This window comes from Enterococcus sp. AZ020, assembly GCF_050499205.1.
GTDB classification, from domain to species: Bacteria; Bacillota; Bacilli; order Lactobacillales; family Enterococcaceae; genus Enterococcus_L; species Enterococcus_L dunnyi.
The window spans coordinates 853,800-878,239 of the sequence record NZ_JBIPAT010000001.1 but is presented as its reverse complement, the minus strand read 5'-3'; the positions used below and the strand labels follow the sequence as shown (position 1 = coordinate 878,239).

Genomic DNA, 24,440 nt, shown 5'->3' with positions numbered 1-24,440 from the left:
AATGATTTTCAGTAAAAGGAGCAGTTTTAGATTAGTTTGCTGAGATTATTTGTTTCCAATCGATTTCCAGTGTTTTCCCAGTGTGATCTTTAGGAGCGATTTCGTCAACAAAGTGTTTGGCTAATGTTTGTTTGTATTCAGCTTCTGCAGCTAACAAAATTTGTTTTACGACTAGTTCTTTTTCTTTCACTAATGCTTCAGACAGAAACATATTATGGATCGGATTTAGATCCAGTTTATCCAAAAATGTCGTATTTTCATCAACAGCTTCAAATACCTCTAAGAAACTAATTTCACGAATGTCTTTTTTTATCGTGTATCCGCCATTTTTAGAAGCACTTGAATTGATCAAGCCTGCATCTTTTAGCTTTTTAGCAATCTTTAATAGATAAGTTGGAGAGACTTCCATTCGTTTACTGATCTCTTGAGATTTTAAGGCACTCCCTTCAGGTAGTTCTGCCAGCATGACTAAAATAGCGAGGGATTGAATAAATGAATTGTTAAGTTTCACAAAAAAACTCCTTTCAGGTGATTGACAAATAGGCAAATAAAAGATATCTTTAGATTCTGAATATCCGCGGATATTCAGAATCTTTAGAAAAGGTGATTATATGAAAAAAAAATTGACGATTGCAGGAATAGCATTAACTTTGATTTTATTGATTCCTATGCTCTATTCTACTATATTTATCAAATCTATGATGGATCCTTATGGAAATATCGATAAACTTCCAGTTGCTTTAGTAGATAACCAAGAAAATAATGACATTTATACAGCTCTTAAAGAGAGTGAACTCTTTGATTTTACAATAACAGACCATAAAAAGGCTGTTGAAAAGTTAAAAAAAGGAGAGGTATATGCAACGATTGAATTTGAGAAAGAGTTTATGAATAAGATATCAGAATTTCCAGCGAAACAAACTTCTGCTGAAGTCATCCTGACGACAGGAGAAGGACTTAATTATTCTTCTGCGAAGATCATCTCAAGTGCGATCGATAAATTTGTGTTACAAGCAAATAATAAAACATCTAGTTCAATGATTCAAAAATTGAATCAAGAAAAAATACCTGTTCCAGCTCAAATCAGTGAGATCATTCAACTAAACCATAAGGAATATTATCCGGTCAAAAATAATGGAGAAGCCATGGCACCGTATATTTTATCTTTGACGCTTTTTGTTGGAAGTATCTTTTTGAATCAATTCGTTATGCGAATCTTTAAGAAAAAATCAACGAGCTATTTTGGTTACTGGCGTAAGCAATATCTCTATCCATTACTGATCGTATTTGGACAAAGCTTACTCTTAGCGTTTGCTATCTTCAATATTTTAAACCTTCATACGAATTATTGGAAGGAATTTATGTTATTCATTTTCCTTGCGTCAGGAACGTTTTACAGTGTTATCGTGTCATTTAATAAGCTGTTTCCAGGGATCGGGAGTTTACTAGTATTGGTTATTACGATGCTCCAAACTTCCTCATCTGGCGGAAGCTATTCGATTTATTTAGCTTCACCTGTATTTCAAACGATCCATCGCTATATTCCTATGACATATAGTGTCGATGGCTTTAGAAAGTTACTTAGTTTGAATAACACGAATATCGGAACAGAAACATTAGCTTTGATCTTGTTCTTTGGATTGAGTCAAATGATCATCTATTTTTCATATTGGTATCATGAAAAAAGACTAGCTAAAGCAGGAGAAAGCAATAGTTGATCGTATCTGTTTAAGGTCTTTAAAAAGTTTCCCGTGAAATAGGTCTTAGGCAAAAACGGTCAACTTAAGAAACTAGTGATCGAAAAAAATAGCAGATCGAAATTCCTTTGAGGACGTTCGATCTGCTATTTTATTTTTTTAAAAGCTTAAAGTTAAATCTAATCACGACTTCTCTTGGCAAATGTTTGGTAAGGAATACCACGACTTTCACACCAATGACTGATTTCGTTAGAAAAAATGAGATCTGTTGTGGCGAGTTCGGCTGTCGTTGCTTTTCCAAGCAGAGTATAAAGCATACGAAGTTCGCTTTCCCACTGTTTGACTAACTCGATGGTTTTATCTAAACCATGTGTCATCAAGTGGTCCAAGATCGTTCCAGCGACACCAACACTTTTGGCGCCTAAACTGAGTGCCTTGATGATATCTAACGATTGGCGGATACCGCCAGAAGCTAGAACCGTTATCTCTTGCTGGAATGATTGGGATTCTAGTAAAGAAAGCACTGTAGATTGTCCCCAATCCTCTAGAAAGCCTAATTCTCTCTTTTTTCGACGAGCGTTTTCGATCTGAGTAAAGCTGGTTCCGCCTTGACCACTGATATCGACTGCTTGCACGCCGCGTTTTAGTAATTGTTCGATCGTTTCACTGCTCATTCCAAAACCAACTTCTTTTACAATCACCGGTAGTGATAAATGAGCAACGATTTCTTCAATATTATCTAACCAACCGTGAAAATCACGGTCTCCTTCCGGCATAACTAGCTCTTGCGGAAGATTGACATGGATTTGTAAACCATCTGCATGAAAAAGCTCGACTGCTTTTTTGGCTTCTTCTAAAGATAATCCTGCACCGATGTTCGCAAATATGATCCCAGTTGGATTTTCTTTGCGCATGATTTTATACGTATCAGCTAGATCAGGATCTTTTAGAGCAGCATTGACAGAGCCTGTAGCGGTCATCAATCCTGTTTCCTTTGCAATGATCCCGATTTGTTGATTGATTTCTTTTGCACGATCACTTCCGCCCGTCATTGCATTGATATAAAATGGCTGTTTAAAAGAAAAATCAAGAAATGAGGTCGAGATGTCGACCTCATCCAAAGCAATTTCAGAAAAAGAATGGTGGACGAAACGCAGCTGGTCAAAATCATTGCTTTTTTCTTTATGAAAAGCCTTAGCTAAGGACATATGTTCATCTTTTCGATTCATCTTTTCCCTTCTTTCTGTAAAAATAGACATGTAGCGGTAAAGGAGTGATCCCTTCTTTTTCCCAAGAACTCATCAGTGGCAAGATCCCTGTTTTTTGTTTGAAAACGACGATTCCGCAGTCACCACCGCCAGCACCAGAAGATTTAGCTGCACCGCCATAAGCATCAGAGAGATCACATAATTTTTTTAGCGCAGGGGTTTCGATCGTCACTCCCGTGATTGATGTCAACTTTTGTAGTAGGGCACGGTTTTCTCGGATTTGTGTTTGGATCAGTGAAATATCCTCCGATTCAAATCCCGTGATCATCGTTTCTACACAATCCTTACTTTTTACTAAGAAGTCCTTATATGCTGCTTCTTGCATGTCTTTTGATTGATGAACCTGATCTACTAAATCAGAAGTAGAAGCAGGTGAACCTGTCCAGCCAATCAATAAGCGTAGCTTTTTAGGAACAGTCAAAGGCTGAATCCTTAGTTTTGGCCAAGTTGTTTCAAGAAGCTCTGTTATTGTTTTGTGTTGAAGAGCTTCATTGACCCATTGGTGATCAAAAGTAGAAAAAGCGATCCAGCCGCCATAACAGCTTGCAGCAATATCACCGCAGGAGCCATTTCCCTGAACGGCTAAATGAGCAAGAGCAGAAAGCTTGAAGATATCTTCTTCTGACAAAGACAAATCATAAAAAAGTCCTAACGCCTTCACTGTCGCGACCGTGACCGCGCCGCTGGAGCCTAAGCCATATTTCCGTCCGTTAGAATTATCCAGTTCACTTGTAACTTTTAAATGATAAAAGGAAAGCTTCTTTTGTTGTTCTTGTGCATATTTTTCTGTTAAGCGAATAGCAGCCAGGACATAATGAAAGGGATTTTCCCGAATATCTAGAACAAGCTCTTCATTTCTCCTCGTCCAACGTACAGGTAAAGAGCTGTATTGTGCTGACTGAATACTGCCGTTTTTTTCTGCTTTTTGTACTGTAACAGTCACGAATTGATCGACGGCAACAATGATCGACGGATGTCCAGGTTCAACAACCGCGTATTCGCCAGCGATAAATAACTTGCCGGGAGCAGACACTTCTATCATGAGTTTTCAGATCCTTCCGTAGACAGCAGCGTGATTCCAGGACCAGCGTACGCTGAAATCAATTGTTCACTAGAAAAGTGTTCTGCTAAAAAATGTTTTAATGTTGTGAGATGTTTCTTTTCAACTAAAATTTTGACGTTTGGACCTGCATCCATTGTAAAATAGCAAGGCAAACCGTTTTTTCGAATGTCCCTAACTAACTGCATGACTTTAAGACTTTCAGGAGACCAGTAAGTAAACGGAGGAACAGCTCCTAAGGTCGTACCATGCATTCGTAGTCCGTTTGCTTCGGTGACTTCCCCCAGTTTTATAAAATCCTTTTCTGCAATAGCCTGCTTAGCAGTCCTTAAATCCGCCTCGATCGAATCTAACCAACCAGAATAAAAGCTGGAGGTTTCTACGGTACGTCTCATGCCGTCACGGCTGGAAATATCCTTAACCCCATCATCCACTAAGACAAAAAGCATCGCAAGTTCATCTTCCCAGCCGTTTGCATCGATCGATCTTGCAAAGGATGTTTGATCAGATGAGCCTTTTTGCCATTCTGAAAATCCGCCAAAAATACTGCGGCAGGCCGATCCTGAGCCGCGCCGAGCTAGACGTGATAGGTCTGTATCAGTAAGATTTAAATTCAGGGCTTGGGCACATGCGCCTGCTAAAGCAGCTAAACCACTTGCAGAAGAAGCTAATCCAGCAGCGGTGGGGACAAAATTTTGACTGTCGACTTTAGCAAATAACTCTACCTGATATGTCTGACGAATCAAATCTAAAAAAGCTGTGACTTTTTTTGTCTGTTTTGATTCTTGTATCATTCCATCCAGAAAGAACTGATCTTCCGTTAGGTTTTCGTTGAACGCCACCCTGGTTTCTGTATAAAAGGCATCTAAGGTCAGTGATAAACTATTATTCATTGGTAAAATCAATTGCTCATCTTTTTTGCCCCAATACTTGATCAGAGCAATATTAGTATAGGCACGTGCTTTTCCCGTATACATTATTTTTTCACCTCTAATGATTGAATCCATGCTGCACTTGCCCCAGCACTTTTCAGGGCATTTGCAATTTTTTTAGCTTGTTCCTTCGATCCACTTAAAGCAATCAAACAGCCGCCGCGGCCGCCGCCAGTTAATTTTGCACCAAGTGCGTCATTTTTTAATGCTGTATCGACTAGATGATCTAGCTGTTTGTTGCTTACGGTCAATGCTTTTAAGTGTTCATGCGCCTGATTCATACTGGTCCCTAAAAGTGGGACATCGTTCATTAAAATCGCTTGTTTCGCTTGAACAGTCAAACGTCCTAGCTCAGTAATGTGTTTTGCTGTTGTTTGTTTATCTTCTTCAAAAAGATGAGCAACATCACTGACAGCTTCTCTAGTTTGTCCTTTGATACCAGTATCTGCAACGATCAAATAAGCATCAGAAACATTCATCGGAAATAACTCAAGCGGCTGTCCTTTGACGAAAAAGATCGGTTCACTTCCGCTAGTAGCTGCTGCATCGATACCACTAGGATTGCCATGTGCGATTTTTTCTGCTTCATCGACTAGTTTTAGCAGAGTTTCCTTTGAACAGGAGGTTTTAAAATAATCGAATAACCCTCTAACGATCGCTACAGCTACTGCAGCGCTTGAGCCCATTCCTCGTTCAGCAGGAATGGTACTGTTGATGGTTACTTTTAAGGTCGTATCCTCTTGACCTAATTCGGCTAATGTTTGGTAGATGACTTTCTGAACGCTTTTTAAGCGAGCAGGCACTTCTGCTAGATTGCCGTAAAAGTATTGACAATCCAATATCATCGCCTTTTCAGCCTCTACTGTAGTCATAATAGCTGTTTCCTCAAAAGGAAAAGCAATTGCAGGCTCACCGTATACAACAGCGTGTTCACCCATCAAAATGATTTTGCCTGTCGCTTGACCGCGACCTAAATTCTTTCTATTCATTCCAATCAACTATCCTTCTATTTAAAAATTAAATGTGTAGTGATCCAAGGTGCGGCATACAAGATCATGAATTGAACGCCATAATTGACGCCCATCTTATTAAGAGTACCACAAACGATCCCTACCAGTAAAACACCGAAAATATTGATCAAACCAGCATCCATGTAAGCCAGCAATAAAATAAAACCTATAAATAGGCCAAGAATTGCTTCATGAGGGATCTTTTTCAAAACGAATGCGGTCATTTGACGAGCATATCTCATTGCAATAAAGTACGTGATGATCGAAGCTAAAACACCGGCAAATACAATTGCAAAAACAAACTCACCTTTGCTTAGTAAATGATGAATATTATGCTCTAAAGTAAAAACGGGCGGCGCATTGAATAGAGCATTGGCGGGGCCTACAGCGACTGGAGACAATGGAATCCCTAAAGCGATCAAGGGAATGATCACCCCTGATAGATAGGTTGCATGAGACAATGCACTCATAGAAGTGATAGCCATGCTAGCTTTTTTTACGGGGTCTTTTTCCTTATTTGCTACAGCTTCACCAAATAGAATCGTTAATCCGACAGGACTTAAAAAGAATAGAAAATTTGAAAGTAAAGAAACCACAGCACTTGTTCCTGCTTCTTTTTTTGTGATCGTTTGAAGCGGATGGGCTAGTGTTTGCCGCTCATCGACTTTATTCAAACGAATCTCATTTTTATCATGTCTCGGTAATGCTTCTCGGCTCTGTCTGTTTAATAATCCTAATAAAGAAACGAGCAATGGTCCGATCGTGATCCCTAAGAAGAAAGAAACAGTGACATTTTTCTCTTGGGGTACGGCACCAATTCCCCAATAAAGATAACGCAAGCCTTGAAATAAAAGTCCTAAAGGGATGATGCTGATCAAAGCCAATAATTTATTTTTTCCTATCAATGATAGAAAGATCGCACCAAATACAAATAATAAGGGTGCATATTCTTTCACCGAATCTGAAAAAGGCGCCAAAATATTTGCTAAAAGCAGGCTGACTGGAATAGCGATAGCTGTTCCGATGATCGAACCTGTAGCCATCTTTTTAATACTAGTTGCCGCCATCCCGCGTTCTTTCAAATATAAGGCATGCTCGATCATTGGTGTCGACATCACACCGCCAGGCAATCCGACAAGAGCTGTAGGGATCGCATTCATCAAATTCAATGTGATGATCGCAGAAATGAAAAAGGTCAGTACGACTATCGGCTCTACGCCTGCTAAAACAACAGCCAAAGTAACTGGCATCAAAACAGAAGTTTCGTCCGTTCCCGGAACGAACCCAATAAATGTATATAAAACAATTGCTCCTAAAACGGCTAGAAGCATCTGAAAAAGTAATCCTGCATCCATTAATTTTCTTCCTCCTCAATAACGGTTCGCTTCGGTTTGATCAAAACAGTACTGATAACAAACCCTAAAACAGCTCCCCCTAAACCAAAAAATAATTGCTTCGTTGTATCTCCTGCAGGTGCTAAAAAGAAACTCCCCATTGTTGTCACACTGCAAATTACAATTGCCAAAATCAAATCTTTCAAATCGACCAGGTCGCCCCAGAGTTCAATAAGATTCTTTTTCATGATATCTCCTCCTTGATATAAAAGCGGAACAAATCGTCTAATCCTGTAGAAAATTAGGAAATTGACTTTGAGACGCTTTTTGTCTCACTGGCAATTTATCTATTTTCCTAAGGATTGATTTGTGCAGCTAGATAACGATAAAAGCGGAACAGGCTCGCTCAGCCTTGACAGGAAAATAGGAAAAATCGATTGAGGTGCTTTTTGCCTCACACATTATTTATCTTTTTTCCGAAGAGCTAGCCTGTGCAGCTAGATAAAATAAATGATCAACACTTTCTAGCGAAAGTCTTGTACTGTTCATCCTCAACTCAAATCTTTTCGTTGTGATTCTCAGCAAATGACCAACACTTTATTCGGCCCCTAGTATGTTCATCATCAGCTCAAACATTTTCGATATGATTTCCAGCAAAAATTTGTCCGATCAATATGCATCCTTGCTTTTCCATACTTTTAAGTAATTGAGAATTATTCTCAACCTATATTAGTTTACCAAAAAAGCCTATGAAGTAAAATTTTTGAACCCATCTTAAACAAAAAATTAGAAACGACACCATCCCATTTCAATTTAAGGATGGTTTAAGCTTTTAGTTTTACTCTTTTTATTAAGGAACCCATACATATAAGACAGGAGAGTAAAAATGAAGAAACGAATGATCTGTGTCATATCAATAGTCATCGTATTACTAGGAATAGGCTATTTAAAAAGGATAAAAGAACTGAAAAGCTATCCGTCAGCAGTAGAAGACACATCAGTGGAGACTCTGGCGATGTCACTTGAAGAAGGGGAGGAAAGCTTGGAAGAGATAGTGAAAGTAGGCTCAAAAGAGGCAATTTTATACAGCAAAGCTTCAACAAAAAGTACTGAACTTGCTGAGATCAATCGTGGAGAATTGTTAAAACTAGTAGCAACAGAAAATCAATGGTATCAAGTAATTACAAATGCTGGTGATGAAGGTTATGTTTCTAAAAATGCTAGTCAGATAATCACCCGAACAAAACAAGAGATCCCTAGTTCATTAGAAGGAGCGACAATCGTTTTAAACCCGGGACATGGCGGCGATGATACGGGGGCGATCAGTAATAATGGTTTGATCTACGAAAAAGAAGTGACGTTAGAAACGGCAGAGGTGATCAAAACGGCACTGGAAGAAAAAGGCAGTACAGTGATTTTGACTCGAGAGGATGACGTAGCAGAGGATTTGGCTGATATTTGTACTGTCAGTCAACAAAATGAAGCGGATATCTTTATCAGTTTGCATTATGATTCTTCAGAAAACATGAATGAAGCAACTGGGACGACCACGTATTATTATTATGAAGCATATGCTGATTTGGCCGAAGCCGTTAATCAGTCATTATCTGAAACTCTGCCACTACAAAATCGTGGAATCGATTATGGGAATTATCAAGTCTTACGGGAAAATACTCAACCAGCCTTATTACTAGAATTAGGCTATATGAATTCAGATTATGATTTAGAAATATTCAATACGGATGACTATCAAATGCAAGTGGCAAAGGCATTGATCGAAGGGCTGACTGAATATTTTCAAATGGTGCAAAATGCCTGAAAAAATAAGTAGGCTTCTCAATCTTGAGAAGCCTACTTATTTTTTATTCTATGCTCAATCCTAATCCAGCAGCAATGATCACTGCCTGCTCTGTTGTGACCTTTAATCCCTTGATCAACTCTTGAGAAAATGCAATTTTTTCAAATGTACTTTTTCTTAAATCGAGTTCCTTCAATTTTGTATGAAACCAATTGCTGCCAGTCAATGAACATTCCTCAAATAAAAGATTGTTCCACACAACTTCGACAAACTCCGTATCATTCAAGCTGGTTTGATTGAAGTGAACGACTTTTTGATTTGTTGCACTAAATGAGGCGTAGTCCGCTAAGCAATCTTCAAATGTACAATCGCGGAGATAACTCTCTGCGAAGTTAGTCCCAGTCAATTTACAGCGGCGGAAATGAACTTGATGGAAACTTGCCCCGAGCCATTCCGTATTCGAAAAATCACAATGCTCAAAAATAACATTACTACATTCAAAGCGTTCTAGATGATTTCGATTCATTGTCAATTTATCAAAATGACACTCTCTAAAAACCAAATTACGAAGATCCTGATAACTAAGGTCTTGTTCTTTTAGTGCCAAACCTTCGATAATGATTTCATCATCTAAAGAAATAAACTCTGTTTGCGTTAACTGTGGTAAGATCGGAGCTGTTGGTTTTTTTATTTTCATGAGATTAACCTCCGGAAATAGGATTCAGAATCGACTTATTCTGTTTCTTTATCTAAATTTTCATCTAACTGATAAGCGCGGTTATAAAATCGTAAGCAGGTCGTCAAGACGTAAGCGCCTAAAAGCCCAAGTAAACTGCCTAAAACAATTCCGATCAAACGATAATTCAAAAGACTGACCAAATATTGATGCCGAGCCAAGTTAGCTAAAAGTAACGACATCGGTGTTGTAAAAAAGTTTGCGATCGCATAATTTCGTTTAATAAAAAATTCGACAGTCAAAAAGAAAAAGCAGATCAATAAAATCGATTGTAGCGTTGTAAAAGCAATACTCAACAGTAAAGCTGCGATCAACAGACCGACCATCGTGCCGAAAATCCGCTGAACATTTCGATGCATGATTGCGCGTAGATTATCTCCCTGTAAAACAGCTGCACAGGAAACGATCATCCAGTATGCATTGGTCAGCTGTAAGGACTGACTGATATAAGTAGCTAAAAATAAAATTGCAGCATAATGCAAGGCATCTAAAAGCGCAGCAGGATCAGTGTACAACCGTTCTTGTAAAGAAATCTTCTTCTCTACAGGCTCCGCTTCAACAGGACCTTCAACAAAATAAAGGATAACTGCGATTATCAAAGAAGTCATCACGCCCAAGAACACGTAACTCATCATGATCGGTATCCTATCAAGCGGAATTTTTGTTCCGCTGCCCATTGCAGTAACCATGACAATAAAAAAAGCCCCTGGCTTGGCAATAGCATACAATCTAAAAATGATCCTAGCTAAAAAAGCAATCGATGCAATCGTGATTGGAATGACCCATGGAATATGTGTACTGAGCATTCCTAGTAGATTTCCTAAAAGTAAAAAACTACCTACAGAACTTAAACGAATCATTAAATCCTTAAGAGGCAATGTTTGATAATAAAGAAAAGTAAAGATACCTAGAGAACCAAAACTGCCAATCAATAAATTATTTGAGAAATAACCAATAAATAATGGGATCGCCATACAAATTCCAGCCCCAACTAGGCGGAAGGGCGCTTTTTGTGGTTTGTGAATTACTAATAACTCCTTAAAAAAAGATGAACTCTCCATCTAATTCCTCCTATACTCTTCAGATAATCATTTTTCAGACCTCTGAAGTTCTGAAAAAAATATATCCTCTCTATTAATCTAACACACTATTTAAGTAGAAGACAATTGCTTTTTCACTTTATTTCTAAGATTATTCTTCTAATGTAAATATAATTTGATGATGCGAATATGAGGAGAAGATAAGATTTTTCTTGATTTTTTAATTTAAAAATTGTAAACTATACCTCAGATACAATAAATAATTATTAAATTCTGATTTTTCAGAAAATACTTTAGGGTTTCTAGGGAGGAAATAAGAATGAAGTTAAAGAAGTCATTTGCTTTTGGATTCATCACTTTATTTAGTTTATCACTTGCTGCGTGCGGCAATGGTGGAAAAACAGACGACTCAGGCAGTGCTGCATCAACTGGTGGAAAACCAAGTGGAGAGCAAGTATTCCGAGTGAACGTTTTACAAGAAATGCCAAGTGCTGATTTATCACTAGCAACAGATACGATCAGTTTTACAGCATTAAATAATGTGTATGAAGGAATTTATCGCTTGGATTTAGATAATAATCCACAACCAGCTGGTGCGGCTGAAAAAGCTGAAGTCAGTGAAGATGGGATTACTTACAAAATCAAGTTGAACGAAGATGCGAAATGGTCTGACGGTCAACCTGTAAAAGCAGAAGACTATGTTTATGGATGGCAACGTACAGTTGATCCAGCGACGGCTTCAGAATATGCTTACTTGTTCGAGTCTGTTAAAAACGGAGCAGATATCGCAGCAGGTAAAAAAGACAAAGGTGAGCTAGGAATCAAAGCAGTAGGTGACTACGAATTAGAAGTTACTTTAGAAAAAGCAACACCATACTTTGATTATCTATTAGCATTCCCTTCATTCTTCCCGCAAAGAAAAGATATTGTGGAAAAATATGGTAAAGAATACGCTGCAAATAGCGACAATGCTGTTTATAACGGACCATTTGTTTTAGCTGACTTTGACGGACCAGGTACTGATACTGAATGGTCTTACAAGAAAAACAAAGATTACTGGGATGCTGACACTGTGAAGTTAGACGAAGTGAAAACAAATGTTGTAAAAGAAGCACCAACTTCTTATAACTTATTCCAAGACGGTCAAGCAGACGATGTTATCTTGACTGGTGAGCTTGCACAACAAGCAGCTAATGATCCAGCATTAGTTATTCAAAAAGAAGCGACAACACAATATATGGAATTGAATCAAATCGATGAAAATTCACCATATAGAAACGAAAACTTAAGAAAAGCAATTTCTTATTCAATCGACCGTAAATCATTAGTAGATAATATCTTAGGTGATGGCTCAGTTGAACCTAAAGGACTTGTACCTGCTGATATGGCTAAAGATCCAGATGGAAAAGAAGATTTTACAGCCGCCGCTGGTGACAAGTTAGAATATGATAAAGAGAAAGCCAAAGAATATTGGGAAAAAGCGAAGAAAGAATTGAAGATCGATTCATTGGAAATGGACATCTTATCTTCTGATGCTGACTCATCTAAGAAAACAGTTGAATATGTACAAGGTGCGATCGAAGAAGCACTTGATGGCGTGAAAGTCACTGTTAGTCCGGTGCCATTCTCTGTACGTTTGGATCGTTCAAACAAAGGAGACTTTAAAGCTGTTATCGGTGGATGGGGAGCTGACTATGTAGATCCAAGTAGTTTCTTAGATCTATTCCAAACAGGCGTACCATATAACCGTGGACGTTATAGCAACCCTGAATATGATAAATTAGTGAAATCTGCTGCTACAACCAATGCAAACGATCCTGAAAAACGTTGGGATGACATGGTCAATGCAGAGAAAACAATCATGGGCGACATGGGTGTCATTCCGCTTTATCAAAAAGCAGAAGCACATCTACGTGCTGAAAAAGTCAAAGATGTTGGCTTCCACCCAGCTGGTGCGCAATATGATTTCAAATGGACATACATTTCAGAATAAGTCTGAAAACATTTGAGCTGAGTTTATCAAAAAATGGAGGCAGGACTGAATGCCTGCCTCCAATTGTAATAAGAAGAGATTCACGAAAATTGACAAGAAACATTGAGGCTGAAAGTAACAGATGTGATTGCTCGTGCGAATACTCTTTGCGCGAGCATGACTGTTCCTTTAGCAGCTGTTCTTGTAATTTTCGTGAATCTCGGCTTGTTTTTAATGAAATCGAGTTCCTGTTACGATAGAAGCTTGATTTAAAAGCAAGGAGCAAGAATCAATGAAAATTATTTTCCTCACTCTTGCTATCTTTGTCTATAAAAAGTAAAATAATAAAGAAACAATAGAGACGATCAGTAAGATACCGCCTGTTTCAAGCCAGTAAAGCTGATGTGCTTTACCGATTTCTGAAAGTGGGATAAATTCTTTCGGTTCATTTTTCTTTTTAAAACGAAAATGCATTTTCATAAAACGTTGGAAATTATCAAAAAATTCTGAGGACATGACCCAAAGGGCCAATCCGATAATTAAAAAGAATAAAGAAACGATGAAAAAGGTATCTGATATGGAACGGATAGTCAATGACTGTTTTATTAATAGGTAAGTAAAAATACCGATGCTTGAGACCGCTGAAGTTATGAGAGGCCATTTTAGTTTATTCATGTGCTCATCCTTATCTAAATTTTCTATCCTTACTTTATCGAAAAAAGCTGATGAAGTCAAAATAATCTCGGAGGTGTCATTCTTGAACAGTTTTGGAAAATATTTTCTTAAACGGGTCTTTTTTATGATCATCACATTGTGGTTGATCGCGACTATTACATTTTTCTTGATGCAATTATTACCAGGTACTCCTTATACCAACCAAGAAAAACTTAGTCCAGAAACAATTGCTATGTTGAATAAACAATCTGGCTTAGATAAACCAGTCATCGTTCAATATGGAATTTATTTAAAAAATCTGCTAGTCGGTGATTTTGGGATCTCATTCCAATTCAAAAACCAACCAGTAGCAAAACTTTTAGCAGGCCGTATCGGACCATCCGTCCAATTAGGTGGACAAGCGATTATTTTCGGTACATTAGTAGGGATTCTTTTAGGGATCATTGCTGCGATGCGCCAAAATACTTGGGTGGATACATTGGCAACGTTAATGGCTATTTTAGGACGTTCGATTCCTAACTTCGTCTTTGCCGTATTGTTACAGTATGTATTTGCAATGAAATTAAAAGTGTTGCCAATTGCAATGTGGAATGGCTTTGCTTACACGATTCTTCCAACTATTGCACTAGCTATGAGTCCAATGGCAGATTCCGCCAGGTTTATTCGAACGGAAATGGTCGAGGTATTACATAGTGATTATGTAGAATTAGCACGTGCTAAAGGCTTGAGCCGTTGGCAAGTTGCTGTTAGACATGGACTTAGAAATAGTTTGATTCCATTGATCACATTATTAGGACCTTTAGCTGTCGGTTTGATGACAGGGTCTCTAGTTGTTGAAAATATCTTCGCGATCCCTGGTATCGGGGAACAGTTTGTAAAATCGATCATGACAAATGATTATCCAACGATCATGGCAGTAACGATTTTATATTCTGCTTTACTAGTATTTGTTATTTTAGTCGTAGACTTACTTTATGGATTGATCGATCCAAGAATTCGTGTTTCAGGAGGTGACCGTGGCTAATGCAAACAGTTGATTTAAACAATGTACCAGATAAAATCAAAAATATTCCTGCTGGTGAATTCCAGCCTTTAGATACTTCAACAACAAAAGAGCGGGAACGAATCGCAACACCGTCACTAAGCTTTTTGCAAGATTCTTGGCGTCGTTTGAAAAAGAATAAAGCTGCTGTTGTTTCCTTGATCTTTTTAGGGATCATTATCTTTATCTCAATTATTACGATTTGGGTTTCACCACATGATCCAACTCAACAAAACGTTGCATATATCAATTTACCGCCACGCATTCCATTTTTAGATAGCATCAACGGCTTCAATGGGACAGCTACAGTAGCTGGACAAGTGGTTGATAAGTATGCACAAGCTAATGTTCCAGATAATGTGAACTTCTATTTAGGAACAGATGGATTAGGACGTGATGTGTTAAGCCGTTTGTTTATGGGAACACGTATCTCGTTATTGATCGCTTTTATTGCTGCTTTACTTGATATCACGATCGGTGTTACGTATGGTTTGATTTCAGGATTATTAGGCGGACGTGTCGATACAGTGATGCAGCGTATTCTTGAAGTTCTTTCAGGAATCCCTAACTTAGTTGTAATGATCTTGATGCTGACAGTGTTTGATCCAGGTATCTTATCGATCGTTTTGGCGATGGTTATCACTAACTGGATTTCAATGGCCAGAATTGTTCGGGCACAGACCTTGAAGCTGAAAGACCAAGAATTTGTACTAGCCGCTCAAACATTAGGTGAATCTCGTTTGAAGATTGCCGTAAAACATATTTTGCCGAATATTTCTAGCGTGATCATCGTCCAAATGATGTTCAGTATCCCGTCGGCAATTTTCTTCGAAGCGTTTCTAAGTTTCATCGGTTTAGGATTAAGACCGCCGACCGCTTCTCTTGGAACCTTGTTGAATGAAGGATATAAAACGTTCCGTTTCCTTCCATATTTAATGTGGATTCCTGCCGTAACACTATCGATAGTAATGATTTGTTTCAACTTACTAGCTGATGGTCTACGTGATGCCTTCGATCCTAAGATGAAAGAGTAGAGTGAATGACTATGGAAAAAGTATTAGAAGTAAAAGACCTACAGATTTCTTTTGATACGTTTGCTGGAAAAGTAAATGCTATTCGCGGTGTCAGCTTTGAATTGTTCAAAGGTGAAACACTTGCGATCGTAGGAGAATCTGGTAGTGGTAAATCAGTAACGACTAGAAGTATCATGCGTTTGTTGAGTAGTAATGCAAACATTGATAATGGAGAAATCCTGTTCAAAGGCGAAGATATCGTTAAGAAAACAGAAAAACAAATGCAAGCGATTCGCGGAAAAGAAATCGCAATGATTTTCCAAGATCCGATGACGTCATTGGATCCGACGATGCCGATTGGCAAACAAGTAGCTGAATCGTTGATCAAGCATAATAAAGTATCGAAAAAAGAAGGATTAGAGCAAGCACTGGAACTGTTGAAATTAGTAGGGATTCCAAATGCCGAAAAACGTTTGAAAAACTATCCTCACCAATTTTCAGGCGGACAACGTCAACGGATCGTTATTGCGATCGCTTTGATTTGTTACCCAGAAGTTCTGATTGCCGATGAACCAACAACTGCATTGGATGTAACGATCCAAGCACAAATTTTAGAATTATTAAAAGACTTACAACAAAAAATCAGCACATCAATCATTTTTATCACCCATGATCTAGGGGTCGTTGCCAATGTTGCTGATCGTGTAGCCGTAATGTATGGCGGACGTTTAGTAGAAGTTGGGACATCAGAAGAAATTTTCTATAATCCTCAACATCCTTATACGTGGGGCTTACTTGGCTCAATGCCGACGATGGAAGGAACAGAAGATAAGCTATATGCGATTCCAGGTTCACCTCCTGACTTATTGGATCCGCCAAAAGGAGATGCTTTTTATCCGCGTAATGAGTTCGCAATGAAAATCGATGCAGAAGAAGCGCCGCCTTATTTTGAAGTTTCACCAACTCATAAAGCTGCGACATGGTTATTGGCGCCACAAGCACCAAAAATCACACCTCCAGCAGAAATCGTTAGACGTTGGGCAATTTATGCTGAACGTCATAAGACAGCAACAGGAGGCGTTAAGTAATGAGTGAAAAAAGAAAAGTACTTTTAGATGTTAAAGGCTTGAAACAATACTTTAACGTGGGCCGTCCTGATGAAGTCAGAGCGGTTGACGATATTAGTTTTCATATCTATGAAGGCGAAACATTTGGTTTAGTTGGAGAATCCGGTAGTGGAAAATCAACGACTGGTCGTAGCGTGATTCGCTTATATAACCCAACAGATGGTGAAATCATTTTTGATGGGGAAGATATCAGTAAAATTCATTCAAAATCAGCAATGCAGGAATTCCGTCGCGAGGTTCAAATGATCTTTCAGGATCCTTATGCTTCACTGAATCCAAGAATGAAAGTCAATGACATCATTGCTGAAGGAATCGACATTAATCATTTAGCCAGTACACCTGCTGAGCGTGAAGAGAAGGTCAATGAGCTTTTAAAAGTCGTAGGACTTGATCCAAGTCACGGCACACGTTATCCGCATGAGTTTTCAGGTGGTCAGCGTCAACGGATCGGAATTGCCCGTGCATTAGCTGTGAATCCTCGTTTCATCATTTGTGATGAGCCGATTTCGGCATTGGATGTATCGATTCAGGCACAGGTCGTTAACTTGCTGCAGGATCTGCAAAAAGATGCTGGATTGACGTATCTGTTTATCGCTCATGATCTATCAATGGTAAAACATATCAGTGATAGAATCGGTGTGATGCACAGTGGTAGATTATTGGAAATGGGCTCAAGTGATGATGTATATAACTTTGGCGTTCATCCGTATACAGAAAGTTTATTATCAGCGATCCCATTACCAGATCCAGATTATGAACGCACACGTAAACGTATCGTTTACAAACCACAGCCAGAAGACAATAAAGAACGTAAATTGAGAGAAATCACTCCTGAACATTACGTATATTGCTCGGAAGACGAAGTGGATGTCTATCGTAAAAAAATTGAAGAGAAAAAAGCCAGAGCGAATCTAGGATAAGCATTTGGTAAAGAAAAGACTAGCTAAGAAAAAATACTTTTTTCTTAGCTAGGATTTTTAACAAGTGGTGAGTTGTTCTGAAAAAGATAAAATAAAAATGAGGCAAAAAAGTAGCAGTCATATTTTCTATTTTTCAGTCAGAGCTAATCGGCTTGATCAGCTTTTATTTAATCCAGCTTTTTGAGGTAACTTTTTCGGTAAGTAGATAAATGCCTGAAAAGATAAAGAGCATCTTTTTAGTCATTTCCTAACTTACTCAAAAGCTGAACGCCTCAATCAGCTTTTTATCTAATCCAGCTTCTTGAGCCAGCTCTTCAGAAAAAAGATAAAATAAGAATGAGGCAAAGAGCGCCTCAGTCGTATTTTCCTATTTTCGGTCAGAGCTAACCGGCTCAATCAGCTTTTTATTGGTAGGGTGGTATGTTCATGAGGGTTTTAAAGGCTTATAAGTATCGGCTTTATCCTACCTCAGCTCAAGAGGAGTTTATAAAAAAAACTTTTTCTTGTGTTCGTCTTGTGTATAATCTTTTGCTGCAGGATCGGATCACTCTTTATAAAGCATTGAAAGAAAATCCCGATCTTACTGTCAAACTACCGACACCTGCTCAATATAAAAAAGAGCATCCTTGTTTAAAAGAAGTAGATAGTTTGGCCTTAGCGAATGCACAAGTTTATCTGGATCGAGCGTTTAAAAAATTTCATAGAGAAAAAGGCGTGGGTTTCCCCAAGTTGAAACAAAAGAAAGATTCTGTTTCATCTTATACGACCAACAATCAAAATGGAACGATCAAAATTATCGATGATAAATGTATAAAGGTTCCTAAATTAAAAACGCCGATGAAAGTGAAAATGCATCGTCCGATAAAAGGAAAAATAAAGTCAGCAACGATTTCTTTAACACCTAGTCATAAGTATTTCATTTCGATCCTTTGTGAAGAGGAAGTTCCGGAAGTAGAGAAAACCTATTCTGCTATAGGGATCACATTAGGTACCTCTGAATTTGCGGTGCTATCAAACGGTAGACGTATCGATAATGATAAGTACACCAGAGAATTCGAGCAGCGGCTTGCACGGGAAGAAAGAAAACTAGTCAGGCGTAAAGAAATTGCTAAAATAAAAGGTACAGAACTATCCCAGCAAAAAAACTATCAGAAACAAAAATTGAAGGTAGCTAAAATGCGGGAAAAATTAATGAATCAGCGAACAGATTTTTTGAATAAAATTACAACGGAAATCGTTCGTAAATATGATGTCATATGCATTGAAGATATTCATCAAACAGAAGTTTATAGAAATAGAAAACTTCATCGAGGAATTTCAGATGTATCTTGGGCATTGTTTGTTTCAAAATTAGAATATAAAGCTTCTTGGTATAATAAAAGATTGATCAAGGTTTCTGCTTGCAATGAATGTTCTGAACATTCAGAAAATAAAAAACAAAGTAAGATATTTCTTGAAGATATCGACAAACAAAAAGGAGCTTCTGATCCAGAAACAGCAGCGAGTATCCATGTTTTGAACAAAGGATTAAGCTATTAAAAACATTTATCAAAAACTGTAGGGACTACAGGGTTAGCCTAGGGAATATAAGGTAGATACAGCGATGATTCGATCATTTATCTTTTTCTAGGAAATTTCTATTCAATAGAAATAGTTCACTAATTATTAGTTGATGAAAAATAAAAAGTAGAACTTTGTTAGACCTATTCTTTTAACTTTTGAATAAGTCTGGCGAAGTTTTTTTAATTTGCAGGTAAAAGTGTAGTACAATCATAGTGGAAGGAAATAGTTAGACGGACACAGCATAAATAAATAGAAAGCGCTTGTATTTTGGGGTTCGATGCTACTTGATTTGAGAGGATATCAGGCGATCCAAGAAAGGGAGATAATAAATGACAATTAAAATGATTGCAGTAGATATGGATGGGACATTTTTGAACAGCAAGAAAGAATATGATAGAGAAAAATTTGATTATCTCTATCAAAAAATGAAACAGCAGAATGTCCGTTTTGTAGTCGCAAGTGGAAATCAATATTATCAGCTAAAATCTTTTTTTCCAACGATAGCAGATGAGTTATCCTTTGTTTCAGAAAATGGTGCTTATGTCATTAGCGAAGGAAACGAAATTTTCTGCGGAGAGCTTCATCCGGATAGTGTAAAAGATGTTCTTACTATTTTATCTGAGGTAGAGGGCGCACATACGATTCTTTGTGGGAAAAATAGTGCATATGTCAGTGAGCAGGAGCCGGATGAATTTGTCGCATATGGCAGTAAATATTATCATCGCTTAAAAAGGGTACCGAATTTATTCGATATAAAAGAGGATACGCTGTTTAAATTTGCCTTGAGTTTTCCGTCTGAGAAAGTTAAGGGAGTGTTAAAACAGCTGAATGAAGTATTAGGAGACAAAGTGACGCCTGTTTCCAGTGGGCATGAGGATGTTGATTTGATTATTCCAGGGATCCATAAGGCGCATGGTTTAATGCAGCTGCAGCAATTATGGGATATCAAAAATCATGAAATTGCCGCTTTCGGTGATAGTGGAAATGATTTGGAAATGCTAAAACATGTAGGACATGGTTTTGCAATGAGCAATGCTCAGCCTGAAATTAAGGTTGCAGCTAATGAAATTATTCTATCGAATGACGAAAGTGGTGTTTTAGTTAAGATTGAAGAACTATTAAGTAAGTAGTTGTCTTTAAGGCAGTGTATAAACAGAGAAACATTTGTACACTGCCTTAAAATTTTTTTATAGATGTTTGACAAATACTGTAGGATAGTTTATACTGTTAAAGTTGAGAAATGAAAGCAGAAGCACCCGCTTCTCGCCTTAGTTGACATTGTCACTGGGCTTGATAAGAGGATTCCTTATATCAGAAGATATGAGTCCGAAAAATCGCGGGATCTGTTTACAGAGCCTGTTTTTTATTGTCATTTTTATGACAGGGACGTCAAGGAATAACAACGTTTCAGCGCTGATTTTCTCTTAAAAAACTTGGAGGTGAATGACCATAGCAAAGGATATGATGGTGAACGACGGCATTCGTGCACGCGAGTTACGTTTGATCGGACAAGACGGTGAACAATTAGGTGTTAAAACAAAAGTGGAAGCATTAAAAATCGCTGAAACAGCCAATTTGGATTTAGTTCTAGTAGCACCTACTGCGAAACCTCCTGTTGCGCGAATTATGGATTATGGAAAATTCCGTTTCGAAACGCAAAAGAAAGAGCGTGAAGCTCGTAAGAAACAAAAAGTGATCAACGTAAAAGAAGTTCGTTTAAGTCCGACAATCGATGTCAATGACTTTAATACAAAACTTCGTAATGCACGCAAGTTCTTGGAAAAAGGAGACAAAGTGAAAGCTTCGATCCGTTTCAAAGGCCGTGCCATTACCCATAAAGAGATTGGTCAGAAAGTTCTTGATCGCTTAGCGGAAGAAACTGCAGATATCGCTACAGTTGAACAAAAAGCGAAAATGGACGGACGCAGCATGTTCTTAACGCTGGCACCGAAAAACGACAAGTAAGCTGAAAAGCTGATAACTAGTTAACAAAAGATTTTGAGGATACTCGTTCAATAGTTGAACGGTAGACGAAAATGAAAATGTAGGAGGAAAATTAGTCATGCCAAAACAAAAAACTCACCGCGGATCAGCAAAACGTTTCAAACGTACTGGTAAAGGCGGTTTGAAGAGATTCCGTGCGTTTACAAGTCACCGTTTCCACGGTAAAACAAAGAAACAACGCCGTCAATTGCGTAAAGCAGGAATGGTATCAGCTGGCGATTTCAAACGTATTCGCCAACAATTAGCAAGAATGAAATAAAAAGCTGAAAGAGCTCGATTAGCATGGACTGAAAAAGCTTGCTGAATGTAGGAAAGCTGAAGAAATTCTTGTAACAACTTAGCAATGAAAACACTCATAGAGATAATAGATATTTATTAGGAGGAATTAACCATGGCACGTGTTAAAGGTGGCGTAGTAAGCCGTAAACGTCGTAAAAAGATCCTTAAGTTAGCGAAAGGCTATTACGGATCAAAACATACTTTATTTAGAACAGCAAAAGAACAAGTGATGAAATCTTATAGTTATGCATACAGAGATCGTCGTCAGAAAAAACGTGATTTCCGTAAATTATGGATTGCGCGTATCAACGCAGCAGCTCGTATGAATGGCTTGAGCTATTCTAAATTAATGCACGGTTTAAAATTGGCAGAGATTGATATTAACCGCAAAATGTTAGCTGACTTGGCTGTTAACGATGCATCAGCATTTACAGCATTAGCTGACCAAGCAAAAGACGCTTTAGCTAAATAAGACTATTTTTAAGTTCCCATTTCTTAATTGAAAGGGAACTTTTTTATTATTTTTTTAAATGATGTGCCTTGGTGGCATAATAATATCGAATTATTAAAAAAATAAAGAGAAAGTTGGTTTAAAAGTGAAAATGTATTATTGTATTCATGAACAAGATTACAGCTAGTTAAGCTTGTAAAACGAGTTTCTGCAAAATAATTGGTCTATTTATGTAAAAATCCATGTTAAAGGATAAGATTGTTTTCATTATTGATTTTACTCTGCTCTTATTATTTGATATGATAAAAAGGTATAGTTTTTATTATTCAAAAGGAGAGTGGAAATATGGATGTTGTGAAAAAAATTTTTATGTACACGAAAAAATTCTTTATCGTGATTGGGTTATTTTTATTAAGTCAAATCAGTATGACTGTTTTTGGTGTTGCTAAAGGAGTTTCTCAAGCTTCTGGTGAAGCGAATTTATCATTAGTGGTATCGATCATCTTGATTTTGATGGTAATCGGAAATATTTGGCTATTGGTCTTTTTAGCAAAGAAATTAGGCTTTTTTACAATTAAATTCGATTTTCTCACGGGAAGAAACATAGGCATCATCATTGGCGGTTATGTTTTGGCTCGAATCGTTGCCATTGTTGGTACACTATTGTTAAATGCTCAAGGAACGAATTCTACTGCCAACGATGCGGCGATCCAAACAATGTTTACGGGAGAAAATCCATTGTTGATCATCCTATTGATCGGTATCTCTGCGCCGATCATGGAAGAAATTGTTTTCAGAGGAGGGATCATTGGTTTCTGGCTGAAAGACTACCCAATAGTTGGGATTGCAATAAGCTCTGTTGTTTTTGGGTTGGTACATGGTCCAACTAATTTGGTAAGTTTCTTGATATATGGATTGATCGGGTTGATTTTATCCGTTGTTTATCATAAAACAAAACGCTTGGAGCTTAGTATAGCAATACACTTTTTAAATAATATTTTAGGCGCAATAATGATTGCATTTGGATTAGTTTGATCATTATTGAGACTAAAAAAAACTGGCACCCGATTTCCCAAATTAGGTGCCAGTTTTTTTACAGTATCATTCTTATTAAGACCAAGACGATCATATGAAGAGGATAGAACAAATAAAATCCCCACTTGACCCAATTCGGAGAGTATCCGCGTTGCCCATTATAATTCATCAGTAACGGAATCGTACCAAGAATCCCTAAGGTTGACACAAGCTCATATAACGGAACAGAGTCCGGAGCCATCATTCGAGCAACTAATAGCAATAAAAATAAGAAAAAGGTTGCGTAAACGGGTGGGATGATTTTCTTCAAGCTGTCATTTTTTATACGGTAAAAACCAAAAATGATCAATACGCCAATCAAATTCCAGTCGGACATGACAGTGGCGAATGAAAATACAATGACCAGCAGTACATGCAGGTAAAGATTTTTAGTTTTATCATAGAACATGATCAGTAGTAAACCCATCAAAAGTGTGAAGAAAATATTATTCACGAGTTCAGAAGTATCAAAAGGATGGGTTGGATAAAATAAGAGATGGAATGGATAAATAGATAGAATCCAAAAAGCGGCCAATCGTAGAGCATATTTTTTAAGGTTCCTTGTGTAATGGAATCCCTCTACTAACAAATAAGCCATGATCGGAAATGTGAGTTTTCCAATCAATTCTGTGAAAAAGAAGAGTTCATTTGAATATTGGTACAATTTAAAACCGCTCCCAATATGATTGAGTAGCATAGCAATGATTGCAATCACTTTTAGATGAAATGATGTAAGTCTTTTTTCCATAATAATTACCTCCTATATCTATAATCAACCTTATCATAGATATAAAAAAAAAAACGGGGGCTTAAGTTGCATTTTCTTCTAGGACTAAGTAACTATCGATCAAGGAATGTACTCATTTTTCAGATTTAGATTTTTACATCGTGTAAAAAAAATGATATATTAGTTTTATAATGAAATGTAGTGAAAAATTTTTACGAATGAATCTACTGCATCAATTAAAAGGGGGAAAATATGAAAGAAGATCAAAGGTTTGGAATAATGAAAAAATACGTTAACGTGGTTCTGGATATTGTTTTAGGAATGCTGGCCATTCTTATTTTGATATTTATGATCCGTCAGCTGATCGATATTGGTACATTTATCAATAAACCGATGACACCAAAAAATCTATCGGTCGTCATGCAGGAAGTCGTAGCATTTTTCATGTTATTTGAGTTTATCATGATGGTGATTCGTTATATTCAAGAAGGACATCATATCCCGATCCGTTATTTGATTTTGATTTGTATCACAGCAATTTTGCGCCAGTTGATGGTGATCCACGGAGATGCAGTTCAAACATTACTATTGTCTATTTCGATTTTAGCATTAGTGATCGTTTTGTTTGTCCTTAATCTGAGTGGAAATAAATCGTATTCTGGATTCAAATCAAATAAAATAGACGAAAAAGACTAAAAAAAGGTTGCTCATAACTGAT

General features: G+C 37.6%; 25 protein-coding genes. 14 read left to right on the top strand and 11 right to left on the bottom strand.

Translation table 11 applies throughout. From position 1 onward, the window contains the following. Positions 1–31 precede the first annotated feature (31 nt). Positions 32–511 (bottom strand): RrF2 family transcriptional regulator, encoded by a 480-nt coding sequence (locus tag IGI58_RS04205; protein ID WP_225533585.1) that lies wholly within the window; start codon positions 509–511, stop codon positions 32–34. 100 nt (positions 512–611) lie between these two features. Between IGI58_RS04205 and IGI58_RS04200 the strand changes: the two genes are divergently transcribed. Further along, positions 612–1,718, top strand: a complete 1,107-nt coding sequence (locus tag IGI58_RS04200) for a YhgE/Pip domain-containing protein (RefSeq protein ID WP_429954365.1) — start codon at positions 612–614, stop codon at positions 1,716–1,718. Positions 1,719–1,876: 158 nt separating this feature from the next. Here the strand turns inward: IGI58_RS04200 and fni are convergent, their stop codons facing one another. From fni to IGI58_RS04170, 6 genes are read right to left on the bottom strand one after another with little or no spacing between them, the layout of a single operon-like run. Next, positions 1,877–2,926, bottom strand: a complete 1,050-nt coding sequence (gene fni, locus IGI58_RS04195; RefSeq protein WP_429954366.1) for a type 2 isopentenyl-diphosphate Delta-isomerase — start codon at positions 2,924–2,926, stop codon at positions 1,877–1,879. After that, the gene (locus IGI58_RS04190; protein WP_429954367.1) at positions 2,910–4,007 is read right to left on the bottom strand and encodes a phosphomevalonate kinase; all 1,098 of its coding nucleotides are present in this window, start codon (positions 4,005–4,007) and stop codon (positions 2,910–2,912) included. The genes fni and IGI58_RS04190 overlap by 17 nt, the downstream gene beginning before the upstream one ends. After that, positions 4,004–5,002: a diphosphomevalonate decarboxylase gene (mvaD, locus tag IGI58_RS04185; RefSeq protein WP_429955373.1), complete on the bottom strand. Its 999-nt coding sequence runs from the start codon at positions 5,000–5,002 to the stop codon at positions 4,004–4,006. Before mvaD ends, IGI58_RS04190 begins: the two co-directional genes overlap by 4 nt. After that, a complete protein-coding gene (gene mvk / locus IGI58_RS04180; protein ID WP_429954368.1) occupies positions 5,002–5,946 on the bottom strand; it encodes a mevalonate kinase in 945 nt (314 codons plus the stop codon). The genes mvaD and mvk overlap by 1 nt, the downstream gene beginning before the upstream one ends. A gap of 17 nt (positions 5,947–5,963) precedes the next feature. Then, entirely contained in the window at positions 5,964–7,322 is a 1,359-nt protein-coding gene (locus IGI58_RS04175; protein WP_429954369.1) for a tripartite tricarboxylate transporter permease, read from the bottom strand. Continuing rightward, on the bottom strand, positions 7,322–7,549 hold the full coding sequence (locus IGI58_RS04170; RefSeq protein ID WP_087640919.1) for a hypothetical protein: 228 nt from the start codon (positions 7,547–7,549) through the stop codon (positions 7,322–7,324). The genes IGI58_RS04175 and IGI58_RS04170 overlap by 1 nt, the downstream gene beginning before the upstream one ends. 638 nt (positions 7,550–8,187) lie before the next feature. On the opposite strand from IGI58_RS04170, the gene IGI58_RS04165 reads away from it, so the two are divergent. Further along, the gene (locus tag IGI58_RS04165) at positions 8,188–9,120 is read left to right on the top strand and encodes an N-acetylmuramoyl-L-alanine amidase (RefSeq protein WP_429954370.1); all 933 of its coding nucleotides are present in this window, start codon (positions 8,188–8,190) and stop codon (positions 9,118–9,120) included. 43 nt (positions 9,121–9,163) lie between these two features. On the opposite strand, the gene IGI58_RS04160 is transcribed toward IGI58_RS04165, so the two are convergent. Both IGI58_RS04160 and IGI58_RS04155 read right to left on the bottom strand, forming a co-directional pair. Next, positions 9,164–9,796 (bottom strand): pentapeptide repeat-containing protein, encoded by a 633-nt coding sequence (locus IGI58_RS04160; RefSeq protein WP_225533594.1) that lies wholly within the window; start codon positions 9,794–9,796, stop codon positions 9,164–9,166. A 35-nt stretch (positions 9,797–9,831) separates the two neighbouring features. Then, the gene (locus tag IGI58_RS04155; RefSeq protein ID WP_087640922.1) at positions 9,832–10,896 is read right to left on the bottom strand and encodes an FUSC family protein; all 1,065 of its coding nucleotides are present in this window, start codon (positions 10,894–10,896) and stop codon (positions 9,832–9,834) included. Positions 10,897–11,194: 298 nt separating this feature from the next. Between IGI58_RS04155 and IGI58_RS04150 the strand changes: the two genes are divergently transcribed. Next, positions 11,195–12,868: a peptide ABC transporter substrate-binding protein gene (locus tag IGI58_RS04150; RefSeq protein ID WP_429954371.1), complete on the top strand. Its 1,674-nt coding sequence runs from the start codon at positions 11,195–11,197 to the stop codon at positions 12,866–12,868. Positions 12,869–13,174: 306 nt separating this feature from the next. Here IGI58_RS04150 and IGI58_RS04145 read toward each other — a convergent pair whose 3' ends face one another. Further along, complete coding sequence (locus tag IGI58_RS04145) at positions 13,175–13,522, bottom strand: DUF3899 domain-containing protein (protein ID WP_087640924.1); 348 nt, start codon at positions 13,520–13,522, stop codon at positions 13,175–13,177. Positions 13,523–13,604: 82 nt separating this feature from the next. On the opposite strand from IGI58_RS04145, the gene opp1B reads away from it, so the two are divergent. The 10 genes from opp1B to IGI58_RS04095 all read left to right on the top strand — a co-directional run bounded on the left by opp1B (position 13,605) and on the right by IGI58_RS04095 (position 22,956). After that, positions 13,605–14,546 (top strand): oligopeptide ABC transporter permease Opp1B, encoded by a 942-nt coding sequence (gene opp1B, locus IGI58_RS04140; protein WP_087640925.1) that lies wholly within the window; start codon positions 13,605–13,607, stop codon positions 14,544–14,546. Then, positions 14,546–15,598 (top strand): oligopeptide ABC transporter permease, encoded by a 1,053-nt coding sequence (gene opp3C / locus IGI58_RS04135; RefSeq protein WP_087640926.1) that lies wholly within the window; start codon positions 14,546–14,548, stop codon positions 15,596–15,598. The genes opp1B and opp3C overlap by 1 nt, the downstream gene beginning before the upstream one ends. A 5-nt stretch (positions 15,599–15,603) precedes the next feature. After that, positions 15,604–16,665, top strand: coding sequence for an oligopeptide ABC transporter ATP-binding protein Opp1D (gene opp1D, locus IGI58_RS04130; protein WP_429954372.1), 1,062 nt, complete (start codon positions 15,604–15,606; stop codon positions 16,663–16,665). Further along, positions 16,665–17,624: an ABC transporter ATP-binding protein gene (locus IGI58_RS04125; RefSeq protein ID WP_087640928.1), complete on the top strand. Its 960-nt coding sequence runs from the start codon at positions 16,665–16,667 to the stop codon at positions 17,622–17,624. The genes opp1D and IGI58_RS04125 overlap by 1 nt, the downstream gene beginning before the upstream one ends. Before the next feature lie 426 nt (positions 17,625–18,050). Continuing rightward, positions 18,051–19,163, top strand: coding sequence for an RNA-guided endonuclease TnpB family protein (locus tag IGI58_RS04120; protein WP_429954373.1), 1,113 nt, complete (start codon positions 18,051–18,053; stop codon positions 19,161–19,163). A gap of 353 nt (positions 19,164–19,516) precedes the next feature. Beyond that, a complete protein-coding gene (locus tag IGI58_RS04115) occupies positions 19,517–20,317 on the top strand; it encodes a Cof-type HAD-IIB family hydrolase (protein WP_225533597.1) in 801 nt (266 codons plus the stop codon). Between the two features lie 313 nt (positions 20,318–20,630). After that, entirely contained in the window at positions 20,631–21,152 is a 522-nt protein-coding gene (gene infC, locus IGI58_RS04110) for a translation initiation factor IF-3 (RefSeq protein WP_087640931.1), read from the top strand. Between the two features lie 97 nt (positions 21,153–21,249). Continuing rightward, positions 21,250–21,450, top strand: coding sequence for a 50S ribosomal protein L35 (rpmI, locus tag IGI58_RS04105; protein WP_069662903.1), 201 nt, complete (start codon positions 21,250–21,252; stop codon positions 21,448–21,450). Positions 21,451–21,582: 132 nt separating this feature from the next. Then, on the top strand, positions 21,583–21,942 hold the full coding sequence (gene rplT, locus IGI58_RS04100) for a 50S ribosomal protein L20 (protein WP_087640932.1): 360 nt from the start codon (positions 21,583–21,585) through the stop codon (positions 21,940–21,942). A gap of 324 nt (positions 21,943–22,266) precedes the next feature. Next, positions 22,267–22,956 (top strand): CPBP family intramembrane glutamic endopeptidase, encoded by a 690-nt coding sequence (locus IGI58_RS04095; protein WP_429954374.1) that lies wholly within the window; start codon positions 22,267–22,269, stop codon positions 22,954–22,956. 58 nt (positions 22,957–23,014) lie between these two features. Here the strand turns inward: IGI58_RS04095 and IGI58_RS04090 are convergent, their stop codons facing one another. Beyond that, a complete protein-coding gene (locus tag IGI58_RS04090) occupies positions 23,015–23,743 on the bottom strand; it encodes a TraX family protein (protein ID WP_429954375.1) in 729 nt (242 codons plus the stop codon). 231 nt (positions 23,744–23,974) lie between these two features. Between IGI58_RS04090 and psiE the strand changes: the two genes are divergently transcribed. Further along, positions 23,975–24,418: a phosphate-starvation-inducible protein PsiE gene (gene psiE / locus IGI58_RS04085; protein WP_087640935.1), complete on the top strand. Its 444-nt coding sequence runs from the start codon at positions 23,975–23,977 to the stop codon at positions 24,416–24,418. The last annotated feature ends 22 nt before the right edge of the window (positions 24,419–24,440 follow it).